The 15,842-nt window shown below is 71.2% G+C and carries 15 protein-coding genes and 1 tRNA gene; 7 read left to right on the top strand and 9 right to left on the bottom strand.

The window, feature by feature from the left end; translation table 11 throughout:
* Nucleotides 1–181 precede the first annotated feature (181 nt).
* Nucleotides 182–1,480, top strand: a complete 1,299-nt coding sequence (locus MRBLMG1_RS21970) for a class I SAM-dependent methyltransferase (protein WP_367825805.1) — start codon at nucleotides 182–184, stop codon at nucleotides 1,478–1,480.
* Nucleotides 1,481–1,546: 66 nt separating this feature from the next.
* Here the strand turns inward: MRBLMG1_RS21970 and MRBLMG1_RS21965 are convergent, their stop codons facing one another.
* Together MRBLMG1_RS21965 and MRBLMG1_RS21960 are read right to left on the bottom strand one after the other, a co-directional pair.
* On the bottom strand, nucleotides 1,547–4,078 hold the full coding sequence (locus MRBLMG1_RS21965) for an ABC transporter permease (protein ID WP_367825804.1): 2,532 nt from the start codon (nucleotides 4,076–4,078) through the stop codon (nucleotides 1,547–1,549).
* 61 nt (nucleotides 4,079–4,139) lie between these two features.
* Entirely contained in the window at nucleotides 4,140–4,910 is a 771-nt protein-coding gene (locus MRBLMG1_RS21960; RefSeq protein ID WP_367825803.1) for an ABC transporter ATP-binding protein, read from the bottom strand.
* A gap of 378 nt (nucleotides 4,911–5,288) precedes the next feature.
* Here MRBLMG1_RS21960 and MRBLMG1_RS21955 point away from each other — a divergent pair.
* Nucleotides 5,289–5,373: transfer RNA gene (locus MRBLMG1_RS21955), tRNA-Leu, on the top strand.
* A 172-nt stretch (nucleotides 5,374–5,545) separates the two neighbouring features.
* Nucleotides 5,546–6,445 carry a Bax inhibitor-1/YccA family protein gene (locus tag MRBLMG1_RS21950; protein WP_367825802.1) on the top strand — a complete coding sequence of 300 codons (900 nt, stop codon included), beginning with the start codon at nucleotides 5,546–5,548 and terminating at the stop codon, nucleotides 6,443–6,445.
* A 64-nt stretch (nucleotides 6,446–6,509) separates the two neighbouring features.
* Here the strand turns inward: MRBLMG1_RS21950 and MRBLMG1_RS21945 are convergent, their stop codons facing one another.
* Entirely contained in the window at nucleotides 6,510–7,073 is a 564-nt protein-coding gene (locus MRBLMG1_RS21945) for a TetR/AcrR family transcriptional regulator (protein ID WP_367825801.1), read from the bottom strand.
* Between the two features lie 102 nt (nucleotides 7,074–7,175).
* Between MRBLMG1_RS21945 and MRBLMG1_RS21940 the strand changes: the two genes are divergently transcribed.
* The gene (locus tag MRBLMG1_RS21940; RefSeq protein WP_367825800.1) at nucleotides 7,176–8,048 is read left to right on the top strand and encodes an alpha/beta fold hydrolase; all 873 of its coding nucleotides are present in this window, start codon (nucleotides 7,176–7,178) and stop codon (nucleotides 8,046–8,048) included.
* Between the two features lie 37 nt (nucleotides 8,049–8,085).
* On the opposite strand, the gene MRBLMG1_RS21935 is transcribed toward MRBLMG1_RS21940, so the two are convergent.
* A complete protein-coding gene (locus MRBLMG1_RS21935; protein WP_017241213.1) occupies nucleotides 8,086–8,316 on the bottom strand; it encodes a DUF4287 domain-containing protein in 231 nt (76 codons plus the stop codon).
* Between the two features lie 108 nt (nucleotides 8,317–8,424).
* On the opposite strand from MRBLMG1_RS21935, the gene MRBLMG1_RS21930 reads away from it, so the two are divergent.
* Nucleotides 8,425–8,754: a hypothetical protein gene (locus MRBLMG1_RS21930; RefSeq protein WP_367825799.1), complete on the top strand. Its 330-nt coding sequence runs from the start codon at nucleotides 8,425–8,427 to the stop codon at nucleotides 8,752–8,754.
* A gap of 36 nt (nucleotides 8,755–8,790) precedes the next feature.
* Here the strand turns inward: MRBLMG1_RS21930 and MRBLMG1_RS21925 are convergent, their stop codons facing one another.
* The 3 genes from MRBLMG1_RS21925 to MRBLMG1_RS21915 all read right to left on the bottom strand — a co-directional run bounded on the left by MRBLMG1_RS21925 (nucleotide 8,791) and on the right by MRBLMG1_RS21915 (nucleotide 12,305).
* Nucleotides 8,791–9,609, bottom strand: coding sequence for a hypothetical protein (locus tag MRBLMG1_RS21925; protein ID WP_367825798.1), 819 nt, complete (start codon nucleotides 9,607–9,609; stop codon nucleotides 8,791–8,793).
* 352 nt (nucleotides 9,610–9,961) lie between these two features.
* Nucleotides 9,962–11,182, bottom strand: coding sequence for an acetyl-CoA C-acetyltransferase (locus MRBLMG1_RS21920; RefSeq protein WP_367825797.1), 1,221 nt, complete (start codon nucleotides 11,180–11,182; stop codon nucleotides 9,962–9,964).
* 136 nt (nucleotides 11,183–11,318) lie between these two features.
* Nucleotides 11,319–12,305 (bottom strand): SGNH/GDSL hydrolase family protein, encoded by a 987-nt coding sequence (locus MRBLMG1_RS21915; RefSeq protein ID WP_367825849.1) that lies wholly within the window; start codon nucleotides 12,303–12,305, stop codon nucleotides 11,319–11,321.
* Nucleotides 12,306–12,422: 117 nt separating this feature from the next.
* On the opposite strand from MRBLMG1_RS21915, the gene MRBLMG1_RS21910 reads away from it, so the two are divergent.
* Both MRBLMG1_RS21910 and MRBLMG1_RS21905 read left to right on the top strand, forming a co-directional pair.
* Nucleotides 12,423–13,814 (top strand): cystathionine beta-synthase, encoded by a 1,392-nt coding sequence (locus tag MRBLMG1_RS21910; protein ID WP_367825796.1) that lies wholly within the window; start codon nucleotides 12,423–12,425, stop codon nucleotides 13,812–13,814.
* 329 nt (nucleotides 13,815–14,143) lie between these two features.
* Nucleotides 14,144–14,983, top strand: a complete 840-nt coding sequence (locus MRBLMG1_RS21905) for a MurR/RpiR family transcriptional regulator (protein ID WP_367825795.1) — start codon at nucleotides 14,144–14,146, stop codon at nucleotides 14,981–14,983.
* A 37-nt stretch (nucleotides 14,984–15,020) separates the two neighbouring features.
* Here MRBLMG1_RS21905 and MRBLMG1_RS21900 read toward each other — a convergent pair whose 3' ends face one another.
* Together MRBLMG1_RS21900 and MRBLMG1_RS21895 are read right to left on the bottom strand one after the other, a co-directional pair.
* Nucleotides 15,021–15,392: a hypothetical protein gene (locus MRBLMG1_RS21900; RefSeq protein ID WP_367825794.1), complete on the bottom strand. Its 372-nt coding sequence runs from the start codon at nucleotides 15,390–15,392 to the stop codon at nucleotides 15,021–15,023.
* Nucleotides 15,393–15,431: 39 nt separating this feature from the next.
* Nucleotides 15,432–15,824, bottom strand: a complete 393-nt coding sequence (locus MRBLMG1_RS21895; RefSeq protein WP_367825793.1) for a roadblock/LC7 domain-containing protein — start codon at nucleotides 15,822–15,824, stop codon at nucleotides 15,432–15,434.
* Between the last annotated feature and the right edge of the window lie 18 nt (nucleotides 15,825–15,842).

Below are 15,842 nucleotides of genomic sequence, written 5' to 3'. Positions count from 1 at the left end.
AGTACCCGCAGTACCAGAAGTACACGCAAGGCCGTAAAAGGGCCGTCCGCCATCCGTGGTGCGGACGGCCCTTCGCGTGTTTTGCCGACATGTTGCGCTGTGATGGGACTGGAAAAGCCTACGGACGGTGTTCCCTTGGTCACGAGCATTTCTGGGGCACGAGATCACGGAGGTGTGCACCATGGCCGACGCCGCGTCGCGGCTGACGACCCTCGCCGAGGAACTCCTCGGAGGACCGCTCCCGGTCCGACTGCGAGCCTGGGACGGCAGCGAAGCCGGTCCCGCCGGCGGCCCCGTCCTGATCGTCCGCGACCGCCGCGCCCTGCGGAGGATGATCTGGAAACCCGGCGAACTGGGCCTGGCCCGCGCCTGGGTGGCCGGTGAGCTCGACGTCGAGGGCGACCTGTACGGCCTCCTGGACCGCCTCTCGGGCCTCCTGTGGGACCGCCCGGAGGGGACCAGGAGCCTCCTCGACTCCGTACGCGACCCCCGGCTCCGCGCCGCCGCCCGCGCCCTGCTGCGGCTCGCCGGGCCCCTGCCGCCGCCGAAGCCGCCCGCCGAGGAGGTGAGCGGCCGCAGCGGCAGCCGGCACAGCAAGCGCCGGGACAAGCAGGCGATCAGTCACCACTACGACGTGGGCAACGACTTCTACGCACTGGTCCTCGGCCCGTCGATGGTCTACTCGTGCGCCTACTGGACCGAGGACGGGACCCTGGAGGACGCCCAGCACGACAAGCTGGACCTCATCGCCCGCAAGCTGAACCTGAAGGAGGGCGACCGGCTCCTCGACGTGGGCTGCGGCTGGGGCTCCATGGCCCTGCACGCCGCCCGCGCGTACGGCGCCCGGGTCGTCGGCATCACCCTCTCCCGGGAACAGGCCGCCTTCGCCCGCAAGCGGATCGCCGAGGAGGGCCTCACCGACCGCGTCGAGATCCGCGTCCAGGACTACCGGGACGTCCCCGACGGCCCGTACGACGCGATCTCCTCGATCGGCATGGCCGAGCACGTCGGCGCCGAGCGGTACCGGGAGTACGCCGACACGCTGTACGGGCTCCTCAAGCCCGGCGGGCGGCTCCTCAACCACCAGATCTCCCGCCGCCCCGAACCCGACGAGACGGCCTACGAGATCGACCCGTTCATCGACGCGTACGTCTTCCCCGACGGCGAACTCGCCCCGATGGGCCGCACCCTGTCCACCCTGGAGGACGCCGGCTTCGAGGTCCGGGACGTCGAGGCGATCCGTGAGCACTACGCGCTCACGCTGCGCCGCTGGGTGGCCAACCTGGAGCGCGACTGGGACCGCGCGGTCCGGCTCACCTCGCCCGGCCGCGCCCGCATCTGGCGGCTCTACATGGCGGCCTCGGCCGTCTCCTTCGAACGCAACCGGATCGGCGTGAACCAGTTCCTCGCCGTGAAGACCCAAGTGTCGGGCAAGAGCGGCACGGCGCTGCGGCCGCGCGTCTGGGACGAGCGGGCCTGACCCCCGTACGTACGCGAAGGGCCGGCCACCCCGGGTGGGGAGACCGGCCCTTCGCCGCGCGTCCGGCTACTCGGCCTTGATGGCGGAGAGCATGTTCAGCTTCGCCGCGCTCCGGGCCGGCCACAGGGAGGCGAGGACGCCGACCAGGGCCGCCAGGACCACGAAGAGGCCGATCCGGTCCCAGGGCAGGACCAGGGTGTAGCCCGGCAGGCTGTTCTTGAACGTCTCGCCGAGCGCCCAGCCGAGGAACGAGCCGAGGCCGATGCCGACGACCGCGCCGAACACCGAGATGACCACGGCCTCCAGACGGACCATCCGCTTCACGCGGCGCCGGTCGAGGCCGATCGCCCGCAGCATGCCGATCTCCTGCTGGCGCTCGAAGACGGACATCGCGAGGGTGTTCACGACACCGAGGACGGCGATGATCAGGGCCATGCCGAGCAGGCCGTACATGATGTTCAGCAGCATGTTGATCGGGCCGCCGAAGGTGTCGCGGATCTCCTTGTGGTCCATGACCTGGATGGCCGGGTTGTCGCCCATGGCCTTCGACAGCGCCTGCTCGTTGGCCGCGCTCGCGCCGCCGTCCGTCGACACGAAGATCTCGCGGATCTCGGCCTGCTCCTCGTGCGCGGTGACCAGCTCGTGGTCGGCCATGACGGGCGAGACGAACTCGTTGGCGTCGTAGACCGCGCCGACGGTCAGCGTGCCCTTCTGCTTGTCCGCGAACTCGACCGGGACGGCGTCGCCGACCTTCAGGCCGCGCTTCGCCGCGACGTCGTCGTCGATGGCGATCGTGTTCCCGCCGAGGGAGGACAGCGAGCCGTTGACGACGTCCAGCTTGAGGACCTTCTCGATGTCACCGGGGGTGACGCCGGAGACCGAGACGTACGAGCCCTTCAGCTCGAAGGCGCCCGCCTGCTGCGGGGACACCGCGGAGACGCCGGGGGCCTTCTCCAGGGCGGACAGCGCCTCCTGGCTCAGGCTGTTGCCGCTGGCCATGGAGACCATGTAGTCGGCCTTGATCTGGTCGGTCGTGACCTTGTCGAGGGCCGAGCCGACCGTGGCGCCGAGCACCGAGAGGCCGGTGACGAGGGTCAGGCCGATGGCGAGCGCGGAGGCGGTGGCGCCGGTGCGGCGCGGGTTGCGGACCGCGTTGAGGCCGGCGAGCTTGCCGGAGACCCCGAAGGCACCGACGAAGAGCGGGCGGATAAGGGCGATCACGGGCCGGGACAGCATCGGGATCAGCACGATCACACCGATGAGGGTGAGGAACGCGCCGCCCGCGATGAACATGCGGCCGTCGTCGCCGCCCTGGTTCGCGCCGAGCATGATCAGCACGACGCCGAGCGCGGTGAGCACGGCGCCGATCGAGTTCCGTACGACGAGCGACTTGGTGCTCGCGGCGGCGTGGACGCTGCTCATGGCGGCGACCGGCGGGATCTTCGCGGCGCGGCGGCCGGGCAGCCAGGCGGCGAGCATCGTGATCAGGACGCCGACGGCGAAGGCGCTGAGGGCCGGGGTGGCGCCGAGGACCAGGTCGCCGGCCGGGACCTTCATGTCGAAGGCGCTCATGGCCGAGCGGAGGGCGACGGCCAGGCCGATGCCGAGGACGTAGCCGACGGCGGAGGCGACCAGACCGACCAGACCGGCCTCGGCGAGGACGGAGCGGGTGATCTGCTTGCGCGAGGCACCGACCGCGCGCATCAGGGCCAGTTCCTTGGTGCGCTGGGCGACCAGCATGGTGAAGGTGTTGGAGATCAGGAAGATCCCGACGAAGAGCGCGATGCCCGCGAAGCCCAGGAGGACCTGGTTGAGCGCGCCGAGGCCGGCCTCGATCTGCTCGGCCTGCTCGTCGGCGAGGGCCTGGCCGGTCTGCGCGGTGGCCGCCTTGGGGACGACCTTCAGGACCTCGTCGAGGAGCTTGCCGTCGTCCGCGCCGGGGGCGGCGGTGACGGTCAGGCTCTGGAAGAAGCCCGGCTTCAGGTAGAGCTTCTGGGCGACGGCGGTGTCGAACACGACGAGGCTGCCGCCCGCGTTGACGGCGCCGTCCTCGGTGGTGAAGACGCCGGAGAGGGTGTACTCCTTCACCGGGCCGTTGGTGGCGACGCGGACGGTGTCGCCGACCTTGTAGCCGCCCTTGTCGGCGGTGTCCTTGTCGAGCGCGACCTGGCCGGCGTCGGCCGGACCGCTGCCCGCGGTGAAGGCGTACGCGCGGTCCTTGCCGTCCTTGCCGGGGGCGAAGTTGGTGCCCTTGTTCGACCAGCCGCTGCCGATCAGCTTGCCGTTCTTGTCGGGCACACCGGCGAAGCCGTCGACGCGGGGGGCGACGGAGGCGACCCCGTCGAGCTTCGCGACCTCGTCGACGTCCTGCTGGGAGAGGCCGGGGGCCTTCCGGGCCTCCTCGGGGTTCGGGTACATGTCGACGGCCACGGCGACGTCGTCGTAGCTCTTCGCCGACTGGTTGCGGAAGGCCTGGGAGAGGGTGTCGGTGAAGACGAGGGTGCCGGAGACGAAGGCCACGCCGAGCATCACGGCGAGGACGGTCATCAGCAGCCGCGCCTTGTGCGCGAGGACGTTGCGCAGGGCGGTACGGAACATGGGTGTGTCCTGGAGGAAGGGGAGGGAGGGCGGCGGGCGGGGGTGCGGCGGTGCCGCCGGCTCAGCTCGTACGGCCCTTGGCGTCGAAGGCCTTCATGCGGTCGAGCACGCCGTCCGCCGTCGGGCGGAGCATCTCGTCCACGATCCGGCCGTCCGCGAGGAAGATCACGCGGTCCGCGTAGGAGGCGGCCATGGCGTCGTGGGTGACCATGACGACGGTCTGGCCCAGTTCGCGGACGGAGTTGCGGAGGAAGCCGAGGACCTCGGCGCCGGAGCGGGAGTCCAGGTTTCCGGTCGGCTCGTCGCCGAAGATGATCTCGGGGCGGGAGGCGAGGGCGCGGGCCACGGCCACGCGCTGCTGCTGGCCGCCGGAGAGCTCGCTCGGCCGGTGGCTGAGCCGGGCGGAGAGGCCGAGCATGTCGATGACCTGCTGGACCCACTGCTTGTCGGCCTTGCGGCCGGCGATGTCCATCGGCAGCGTGATGTTCTCCAGGGCCGTCAGCGTCGGCAGCAGGTTGAAGGCCTGGAAGATGAAGCCGATCTTGTCCCGGCGCAGCTGCGTGAGCTGCTTGTCCTTCAGGGTGGACAGTTCCGTCTCGCCGATCCGGACCGAGCCGGAGGAGAAGGAGTCCAGGCCGGCGACGCAGTGCATCAGCGTCGACTTGCCGGAGCCCGAGGGGCCCATGATCGCGGTGAACTCGCCCTGCCGGAAGTCGACGGTGACGTGGTCGAGCGCGACCACCTGGGTCTCGCCGTGGCCGTAGACCTTCGAGAGGTCGGTGGCGCGGGCGGCCACCGCGGTGGCGCGGGACACGGTGGGGGAGGTGGTCACGGGGGACTCCTGTCACTGCGGGGTCGTCTGGGGAACCCCTCCATCGTGTCGAGCGTGATGGCTCGGGTCGTCCGCCCACGTGCCCGTTCTCGGGGCCCTCTCGAGTCTGACCGGAGGGTCGCTCCGTCCTCCTGAGGTATGACGGTGTCCCCGAGGGACGCCCTTTGCGCCGAGGTGACAGAAGTGCGGCGACTTTTCGTCATTCCAAAGGGTGCGGCTTTGCGCCTGCGACCCCCGTCACAGTTCGGCGAAAAGCCTCCCACCTGCACTGACGCACCCTCAGACGTCAATAAAATAAGACAACATCGGGCCGATGTTCCGCTGAACGGGGGAAGCGTCCCGATAGGCTCCTGTGCCAACGCGGAGCTTCCCGCGTACGCCCGGATGGTGGAACGCAGACACGGCGAGCTTAAACCTCGCTGGCCTTCGGGCCGTACCGGTTCGAGTCCGGTTCCGGGCACCACCGGGCCCCAGGCGATGGCCTGCGGCCCGGGGGAGCCACCCCGGCCCGTCGAGGCCGAAGAGGATCGGGCACTGGCGGAAAAAGATCCTCCCCGAGCACTAGAGAGTTTCTTTTGCCTACGCATTACTCTTGACGCAAGGCCGCGCCGTGCGGTCTGCCATGGAGGAGTGAGATGAGGAGCAGCAACCCGGTCTTCTCGCGACGGGGGTTCAGCCGCGACAACGGCACCGCGGGCTACGGCCAGCAGCCGCAGGCCGGGGGCCCCGCCGTAGGAACCAACCCGTACGCCACCGGCAACCCGTATGCCGAGGGCGCCGCGAACCCTTACGCGACCAACCCGTACGCGCCGCAGGACACCCAGCTCGGTGCCCCGCAGCAGACGCGCGGCAACGTGATGACGATCGACGACGTCGTGAGCCGTACGGCCATGACGCTCGGCACGGTCGTGCTCACCGCCGTCCTGTCCTGGCTGCTGCTGCCGGTCGACCCGGCGAACCTCGGCAAGTCGTACGGCATCGCCATCGGCGCGGCCCTGGTCGCGCTCGTGCTGTCGCTCGTGCAGTCCTTCAAGCGCAAGCCGTCTCCCGCGCTGATCCTGGGCTACGCGGCCTTCGAGGGCGTCTTCCTCGGGGTGATCTCGGCCGCCGTCTCGACGTACATCGCCGACGGCGTGGTCATCCAGGCGGTCCTGGGCACGATGGCGGTCTTCGCCGGTGTGCTCATCGCCTACAAGCTGGGCTGGATCCGGGTCAACCGCCGCTTCTACGGCTTCGTGATGGCCGCCGCGATGGGCTTCATGCTGCTCATGGTGGCCAACCTGCTGTTCGCGGTCTTCGCCGGCGGTGACGGCCTCGGCTTCCGCAGTGGCGGCCTCGGCATCGTCTTCGGCATCGTCGGCATCATCCTCGGTGCCTGCTTCCTCGCCCTCGACTTCAAGCAGGTCGAGGACGGCGTGACCTACGGCGCGCCGCGCGAGGAGGCCTGGCTGGCCGCCTTCGGTCTCACCATGACCCTGGTGTGGATCTACCTGGAGATGCTGCGTCTGCTGTCGATCCTTCAGGGCGACGACTGACGCACCCCCTGACTCGGGGGAAGGGCCCGTCCGGCTTCACGCCGGGCGGGCCCTTCTGCGTACGTCAGGAGGGTCGTGCCGCGTCGAGGAGGACGCGGGCGGCGGCCTTCGCCTGGGCGGCGGGCTCGGGGGAGCCGGTGATGCCCGCGACGGCCATGGCGCCGTTGGCGAGCAGGGCCAGCTGGTCGGCGAGGACGGGCGGGGCGCCGAGGGCGTCGGTCTGCTCGGCGAAGTAGGCCCGCAGGGCCTCCTTGTGGTCGCGGGCGATCGTGGTGACCGCCGGGGCGACCCCGCCCAGCTCCCCGAAGGTGTTGATGAACGCGCACCCGCGGAACGCGGGTTCGGCGAACCAGCCGGCCAGCCAGTCGAAGACCGCGAGCGCCCGCTCGTACGGCCCGTCGGCGGCCTGCGCGCCGTGGGCGGTCAGGGCGGCCCGCACGGCCTCGTCGCGGCGCCTGAGGACCGCCTCGACCAGGAGCTCCTTGGAGGGGAAGACCTGGTAGAGCCGCTTGAGCGAGATCCCTGACGCGGTGCGGATGGCGTCCATGCCGACGGACTGCACCCCCCGCTCGTCGAAGAGCCGTTCCGCGGTGTCGAGCAGCTTCAGCTCGGCCGTTTCCGCATCCATTCCCGACCATCCCTTGCGTGGAGAACCACCGTTCTCGTAGTCTACAGGGCATCGGGAGAACGACCGTTCTCCCGATCGGGAACCGAAAACGGGGAGTCAGCCATGTCCGCCTTCGCCCAGCGCGCCCACACCGTCACCGTCGACGGGCTCGACGTCTTCTACCGGGAGGCCGGCGACCCGGCGAACCCCACCCTCGTCCTGCTGCACGGCTTCCCGTCCAGCTCGCACATGTACCGGGGGCTGATCGCCGAGCTCGCCGACTCCTACCACTTGATCGCCCCCGACCACATCGGCTTCGGCGCCTCCGCCGCACCCGCCGTCGAGGACTTCGCCTACGGCTTCGAGAAGCTCACCGAGATCACCCTCGGACTCCTCGACCGGCTCGGCCTGGAACGGTTCGCGCTGTACATCCAGGACTACGGGGCTCCCATCGGCCTGCGGATCGCCTCCCGGCACCCCGAGCGCGTCACCGCGATCGTCAGCCAGAGCGGCAACGCCTACCTGGAGGGCTTCACGCCCTTCTGGGACGTGCTCTTCGCCCACGCGAAGGACCGCGAGGCGAACGAGGCCGGGGTGCGCGAGCTGCTGACCGCCGAGGCCACCCGCTGGCAGTACACCCACGGCGTGCCCGCCGACCGGCTCGACCGGATCGCCCCCGAGACCTGGACCCTGGACCAGGCCGGCCTCGACCGGCCCGGCAACAAGGAGGTCCAGCTCCAGCTGTTCTGGGACTACCAGTTCAACCTGGACGGCTACCCGGCCTTCCAGGAGTACTTCCGCACCCACCGGCCGCCGCTGCTCGCGGCCTGGGGGCGCGGCGACGAGATCTTCGGACCGGCCGGCGCCGAGGCCTTCGCCCGCGACCTGCCCGACGCGGAGATCCACCTCCTGGACGCCGGGCACTTCGCCCTGGAGACGCACGGCGAGGAGATCGCGGGACTCGTCCGCGGCTTCCTCGGCCGGCACGTGAAGTGACGGCGGCGACCGGCCGGTGCGGTGCGCGGCGCGCGACTCAGAGCAGTCTGCGCGCCGCCCGCCGCAGGTCGTACTCGTGAAGGATCGCCTTGGCGTGGCCGTACGCGAGGTCGTGCGCCCCGCGGAGCCAGTTCACCCGCTCCTCGAAGCGGAGGAGGGAAGGACCCTCCTCGACCGTGCGCATCCAGTCGGCGATCTCACGACCGGTGCGGCGCGGGATGCGGGCCAGCATGTTGCGGTGGGTCTCTGCGGAGAAAGTCTGGGACATCGGCGCCTCCGGACGCTTCGTACCGTGTGCTCCTCGTACTCTTCCCGTCACCGTGCCCAAGGCTTCGCCCGTTGGCAAGGGGCCCGGGGCGGCGCGTAGGGTCGCGGGGTGCGCGATACGAGTGAACTGACCGCCGCCGTCGAACGCTTCGCCGACCGGCTGCGGGCCGCCCCGCAGAGCCGCCTCCAGCGCGGCGCGGCCGCCGAGGGACTGGCCCTGGCCAGGGAGTTGGCCGTGCGCGCCCAGCGCGCCGAGGAACCCGGACGGGAGCCGCGGATCATGCCCGACGCCGGCGTCTTCACCGTCGCCGACCAGCTCGCCGTCGCCGGCCACGATCTCGCGGAGATCATGCGAACGGCCCCGGCCGGCTCCCCCGGAGGGGAACTGGACGAGGCCGTGGAACTCGTTCGGAAGGCGATGGAGCGCGCGGGGATCTAGCGGATCCGGCGGATCCGGCGGTGCGGCCCTGGGGGCTTACAGCGACGCGATGACGCGGTCCGCCAGGATGTAGACGTTCTCCTCGTCGGTGTCGCCGTAGGAGAAGGTGAGGGCGAAGGCGCCCGAGACGCCCGAGCCGCCGAGCAGGACCGGGGTCCGGCCGGAGCGCAGGGCCTCCGCGAGGAGCTCCGCGGTCTCCCGGTGGCCGGGGGTCATGCAGAGCGTGGTGCCGTCCGCGAAGACGTAGACGTCCAGGGTGCCCAGCGGGCCGGGGCGCACGTCGGTGAGCGCCGTGCGGGTGTCGGCGAGCTCCTCCAGGCGGGCCACCGTCCGCTCGTGGTCCGTGACGACCGGCGTCTGCACCGGCACGAAGTCCGGGTGCGAGGGGTGCCGGCGGCGGGCCGCGGCCAGCTCCGCCGAGTCCTCGGGGTACTCGTCCAGCGCGTCGGGGCCGTCGAGCGCGGCCGCCTCCGCCTCCATGGCCTCCAGGGCCATCGCCTCCAGGCCCGCGAAGTCGGCCTGGCGCGGCACGAAGAAGGCGCCGTCGTCCGCCTGGCCGCCGAAGCCGCCCAGCAGGGACGGGGCGTCGGCCGCGTCCCTGGCCTCCTGCGCGGCCCAGAAGGCCCGCGCCTCGGCGAGCTCGCGCTCGCGCTCCTCGGCCAGCGCCTCCGCGACCGCGGCCCGTATCTCGGCGACGGGTGCGGCGGTGCGGGCGGCGGGCACGGTGCCGCCGTGGCCGGCGGCCAGCTCGCCCCTGAGGGCGGTGACCTCCTTGCGGAGACCGTGGACGGCGTGCAGGGCAGCAGCGCCCACGGCCGTGGCAGCGGCCGTGGTCAGCAGCAGGGCAAGAGACATGGCGCTCACTGACGTACTCCCGATTCCGAGTCGATCCCCCGACTTCCTACATCAGCTTGTCCTGGGGTGGGGCACGCTGTCAGTGCATTACGTCACGAATTGGACAGGTATTTCTGCCAGGTGTTTAGTCCCAAAACCCCTCTGACCTGGGAAAACGAACTCCCCCGGGATGTAGGTCACATCCTGGGGGAGATTCGGTCACGGCTCGGACGCGGAGCGGTTGACGCGCTCGGCCCGTGGAGAGCGCGCGGCTCAGCTCAGCCGCTCGCTCTCCTGGTCGCGCTGAGCTTCGCCACCGCTGCGGGCAGGTGCCGCCCTCGTTCCTCGGGCGGCCCCTACCCTCCGCTACGGCTCAGCTCAGCCGCTCGATGACCATCGCCATGCCCTGGCCGCCGCCAACGCACATCGTCTCCAGGCCGAACTGCTTGTCGTGGAACTGGAGGCTGTTGATCAGGGTGCCGGTGATGCGGGCGCCGGTCATGCCGAAGGGGTGGCCGACGGCGATGGCGCCACCGTTGACGTTGACCTTGTCCAGGTCGAGGCCGAGCTCCTGGTAGGACGGGATGACCTGGGCGGCGAAGGCCTCGTTGATCTCGGCGAGGTCGATGTCGCCGATGGTCAGGCCGGCGCGCTTGAGGGCCTGCTTCGACGCCTCGACCGGGCCGAGGCCCATGATCTCGGGGGAGAGGCCGGAGACTCCGGTGGAGACGATCCGCGCCAGCGGCGTCAGGCCCAGCTCGGCGGCCTTCGTGTCCGACATGATCACCAGGGCGGCGGCGCCGTCGTTCAGCGGGCAGCAGTTGGCGGCCGTGACGAGGCCGTCGGGGCGGAAGACCGGCTTCAGGCCCTGCACGCCCTCCAGGGTGACGCCGGCGCGCGGGCCGTCGTCCGTCGACACGACCGTGCCGTCCGGCAGCGTCACCGGGGTGATCTCGCGCTCCCAGAAGCCGTTCTTGATGGCCTGCTCGGCGAGGTTCTGCGACCGCACGCCGAACTCGTCCATCTCCTGGCGGCTGATGCCCTTCACGCGGGCCAGGTTCTCGGCGGTCTGGCCCATCGCGATGTACGCGTCCGGGACGAGGCCGTCCTCGCGCGGGTCGTGCCAGGTGGAGCCCTCGGAGGCGGCGACCTCGGCGGTACGGGCCTCGGCCTCGGCGAAGTACGGGTTGTGCGTGTCCGGCAGCGAGTCCGAGTTGCCCTTCACGAAGCGGGACACCATCTCGACACCGGCCGAGATGAAGACGTCGCCCTCGCCCGCCTTGATCGCGTGCAGCGCCATCCGCGAGGTCTGCAGCGAGGAGGAGCAGTAGCGGGTGATCGTGCAGCCCGGCAGGTGGTCCATGCCCATCCGCACGGACACGATCCGGCCCAGGTTGTTGCCCTGCTCGCCGCCGGGCAGACCGCAGCCCAGCATCAGGTCGTCGATGTCGCGCGGGTCCAGCTCCGGCACCTTCGCCAGGGCGGCCTGGACGATGGTGGCGGTCAGGTCGTCCGGGCGCAGGTCCTTCAGCGAGCCCTTGAAGGCCCGGCCGATGGGCGAACGGGCGGTCGAGACGATCACGGCTTCGGGCATCACGGCTCCATGAGGGTGCGGAGTGGGCGGACAGAAAGGGAAGTTACCCGTACGTACCGCACGGGTCACCGCCCTGGCGGTGTGACACCGACCTCTTTTCTAAGCGCCCGCTCAGTCCGCTGCGTGGAAGCCGGGCTCAGGTCTGGACGTCTTCGGGGGTGGGTTCGGGTTCGGTGGGGAGGGGGAGGCGACGGCGGCGGCGGTGCTTGAGGAGGGCCCAGGGCGCGCGGGCGCCGGTCACCTCGGTGCCCGCCTCCCGGACGGCCTCGGCGGCCGCCTTGGCGACGGGGAGGAGGTCCTCGCGCCGGGCGGGTTCCAGGTGGTCCGCCTCGGGCCACACGCCGAGGGCGGCGCAGAGCGTGGGGAGGACGGCCATCGCGGCGGTGGCGTACCCCTCGGCCGAGGGGTGGAAGTTGTCGACGCCGAACATCTCGCGGGGGTTCGCCGCGAACTCGGGCCCGAGGAGGTCGCCCAGCGAGACCGTGCGGCCGCCCTGCTCGACGACGACGATCGTCTGCGCGGCCGCGAGCTGCCGTGAGGCCCTCCGGGCCAGCCAGCGGAGCGGCTGGTAGACGGGCTCGATGGTGCCGAGGTCGGGGCAGGTCCCGACGACGACCTCCGCGCCGGCCGTGCGCAGCCGCCGGACCGCCGCCGCGAGGAGCCGGACGGACTCGGTGGGCGCCAGGCGGTGGGTGACGTCGTTGGCTCCGATCATGATCACGCACACGTCCGGCGGGCCGAGCGGCTGCGAGAGCAGCAGCGACACCTGGCGCTCCAGGTCGTCCGAGCGCGCCCCCGAGAGCGCGACGTTCCGCAGCACCACCGGCCGCTCCGCCACCGCCGCGAGCCCGGAGGCGAGCAGCGCGCCCGGGGTCTGACCCGAGCGGCGCACTCCCTGTCCCGCGGCCGTGGAATCACCCAGAAGGGCCAGCCTCAGGGGGTCGTCCGTGCCGAACGCGCGGCCGTAGAGGCCGTCCGCCCCGGGAGGCAGCGGCGCCGCCCAGCCCCCCACGGTCCGCTTGGCGAGCTGCATCTCGGCCAGCAGGACCCCCACCGCGGCCACCCCGAGCAGTCCGATGCTCCCGCCGCCGTACGCGGCACCCGCCGCGATGCGCCGCGCCACCCTCGCCCTCGACATGGGCCATCACCTCCTTCAAGCCGTTCAGGGTCTAACTGCCCCGTAACCCGCTCCGACTACGCATACGCTGGCCACACCATTACGGAGACCCCGGAGATTACGGTGCAATTCCACGACTCGATGATCAGCCTCGTCGGCAACACCCCGCTGGTGAAGCTCAACAACGTCACAGCGGGTATTCAGGCGACCGTCCTGGCCAAGGTCGAGTACTTCAACCCCGGCGGTTCGGTCAAGGACCGGATCGCCCTGCGGATGATCGAGGCGGCCGAGCAGAGCGGAGAGCTCAAGCCCGGCGGCACCATCGTCGAGCCCACGTCCGGCAACACCGGCGTCGGCCTGGCGATCGTGGCCCAGACGAAGGGCTACAAGTGCATCTTCGTCTGCCCGGACAAGGTGTCCCTGGACAAGATCAACGTGCTGCGGGCCTACGGTGCCGAGGTCGTCGTCTGCCCGACCGCGGTCGACCCGGAGCACCCGGACTCGTACTACAACGTCTCGGACCGCCTCGTCCGTGAGACGCCCGGTGCCTGGAAGCCCGACCAGTACTCCAACCCGAACAACCCGCGCTCCCACTACGAGACCACCGGTCCCGAGCTGTGGGAGCAGACGGAGGGGAAGATCACCCACTTCGTCGCGGGCGTCGGCACCGGCGGCACGATCTCCGGCACCGGCAACTACCTCAAGGAGGCCAGCGGCGGGGCCGTCAAGGTCATCGGCGCCGACCCGGAGGGTTCCGTCTACTCCGGCGGCTCGGGCCGCCCGTACCTGGTCGAGGGCGTCGGCGAGGACTTCTGGCCGACCGCGTACGACCGGAACGTGACCGACCGGATCGTCGCGGTGTCCGACAAGGACTCGTTCCAGATGACCCGCCGCCTCGCCAAGGAGGAGGGTCTCCTCGTCGGCGGTTCCTGCGGCATGGCGGTCGTCGCCGCCCTGGAGGTCGCCAAGGACCTCGGCCCCGACGACGTCGTGGTCGTCCTGCTGCCGGACTCCGGCCGCGGCTACATGTCGAAGATCTTCAGCGACGAGTGGATGGCCGACTACGGCTTCCTGGAGGACACCTCCACGGCCACCGTCGCCGACGTCCTGCGCCACAAGGAGGGCGGCACCATGCCCTCCCTCGTCCACATGCACCCGGACGAGACCGTCGGCCAGGCCATCGAGGTGCTCCGTGAGTACGGCGTCTCCCAGATGCCCATCGTGAAGCCCGGCGCCGGTCACCCCGACGTGATGGCCGCCGAGGTCGTCGGCTCGGTCGTCGAGAAGGAGCTGCTCGACGCCCTCTTCACCCAGCGCGCCTCCCTGGAGGACCCGCTGGAGCGCCACATGAGCGCGCCGCTGCCGCAGGTCGGCTCCGGCGAGCCGGTCGCCGACCTGATGTCCGTGCTCGGCGAGGCCGCCGACGCGGCGATCGTCCTGGTCGAGGGCAAGCCGACCGGCGTCGTCAGCCGCCAGGACCTGCTGGCCTTCCTGGCCAACGGCGGCGCGAAGTAGTTCCCGGACGGCCCGCGGCGGGTACGTGAAACAGGTTCTTCGTACAACCGGTACGAGCGTGACACGTGCCCGCAGCGCCCGCTTAACACGCGTCCGGCACATTGGTGGTCGTCGGCGTCACGGACTTCCGGAGCGGCTCCCGGGCCTCCAGAGACGTCGCGGACGCGGAGACCGGCCCTGACCCGGGCCCGTGTCCCTCGCGGGGACCGCCGTCGTCCCGCCCCCCTCCTTGGGGGTGCGGCGGTCCCCGCGCCACTCCTTCCCCTCGCTTCACCCGACTGCATATCCTTATGCAGAGTTATTGGCGGGTGAATAGGTGAGGGGGCGGCATGAGCGACAGCCCGGCCGGTCGGCTGCAGGCGCTCTTCGAAGGGCACCGGCTGACGCCCACGCAGCGGCGGATCGCCCACTGCATGGTGCGGCGCGCCGGTGACGTGCCGTTCCTGTCCAGCGTCGAGCTCGCGGAGCTCGCCGGGGTCAGCCAGCCCTCCGTCACCCGGTTCGCCGTCGCCCTCGGCTTCGACGGCTACCCGGCGCTCCGCCGCCACCTGCGGGAGGTCGCGCCCCCCGAGCCGGACGCCGCCGACGGCGCGCTGGGCAACGAGTACCAGCAGGCCGTGCTCGCCGAGATCGAGAACCTCAAGCACCTCGCCGGGCTGCTCGCCGACCCTGCGCCCGTCGAGCGCGCCGGCCGACTGCTCGCGGGCTCCCGCCCGCTGCCCGTGCTCGGACTGCGGGCCGCCTCCTCGCAGGCGCGCGGCTTCGCCTATTTCGCCGCCAAGGTGCACCCCGACGTCCGCCTCCTCGACGAGGGCGGCTCCATGCTCACGGACCGCGTCGACGCGGCCGTACGGGCCGGGGCCACGGCCCTGCTGTGCTTCGCGCTGCCCCGGCACCCCCGGGAGGTCGTCGAGGCCCTGGAATACGCCAGGACGGCCGGGCTGGCGGTCGTGACCGTCGCCGAGTCCGCGTTCGCACCCGTCGCCGCTCACAGTGACCTGCTCATCCCGGCCGCCGTCGGCACCGGTCTCGCCTTCGACACCGCCTGCGCGCCGATGTTGCTCGGCCGGGTCCTCCTGGAGGCCATGGCGGACGAGCTCCCGGACGCGCAGGCGCGCCTGGAGGAGTTCGACGCGAAGGCGGCGGCGCGGGGTCTGTTCGTCGAGTAGGCCCGGGGGGCCGGGCCCGAGGCGTCTCGTCCGGGGCTCAGACCTCCAGCTCGTTCTCGATCTTCTTCAGCTGGTGGCGGGCCATCGCCAGGTTCGCCCGGCTCTTGTCGAGGGCCATGTAGAGGAAGAGGCCGTTGGTGCCGCGGCCCTTGAGCAGCCGGATCAGGTGGTACTGGGTGTTGAGGGTGATGAGGATGTCCTCGATGTCCTCGTTGAGCCCCAGGAGCTCCATCGCACGGACCTTGGCCCGGACGACGTCGGTGTTGGCCGCGGCGGCCACGTTCAGATCGAGCTCCTTGCCGCCGCCGATCGTGCCCAGCGCCATGCCGCTGGTGTAGTCGACGAGGGCCGCGCCGATCGCGCCGTCGATGGAAGCGGCTTCCTTGAGGGAGGTCTCGGTGTTCGCCATGGTGTCGTACTTCCTTTTCGAGTGTGCTGTGCGGACGGGTCAGTTCAGGTCTTTGCGTTCCAGTGCGTCGTCGACGAGCTCCCCTATCCGGGCGCTGGACCTCCGGGCCTCCAGGTGGAGCCGGCCGACGTTGATCCGGGGTTCGGCGAGCAGGGTCAGGACGGCGGCGCCGCCCGCCGCGTACGTGGCCACGTAGCCGGCCTCGCCGCGGACGAGCAGCTCGCGGAAGCGGCCCTGGCCGGTGGAGTCGGTCAGCCGCGCGCCGACGCCGAGCGCCGCCGCCGTCAGTGCCGCCACGCTCTCGGCCTCGCCGTCCACCGTGTCGTGGGCCAGGACGAGTCCGTCGGTGCTGGCCGCGAGCGCGCCCGTCAGCTGGGGCAGCCGGGCCCGCAGTCGTCTGAGCTCGCCGAGGACCTCGGCTTCTGCGGTCATGAGCTGTTTCCTTTCGGC

It is taken from the genome of Streptomyces sp. LMG1-1-1.1 (assembly GCF_040815545.1).
Classification (GTDB): Bacteria; Actinomycetota; Actinomycetes; order Streptomycetales; family Streptomycetaceae; genus Streptomyces.
Note: the sequence above shows the minus strand (reverse complement) of the source record. Positions and strands in the feature narration are given on the sequence as shown.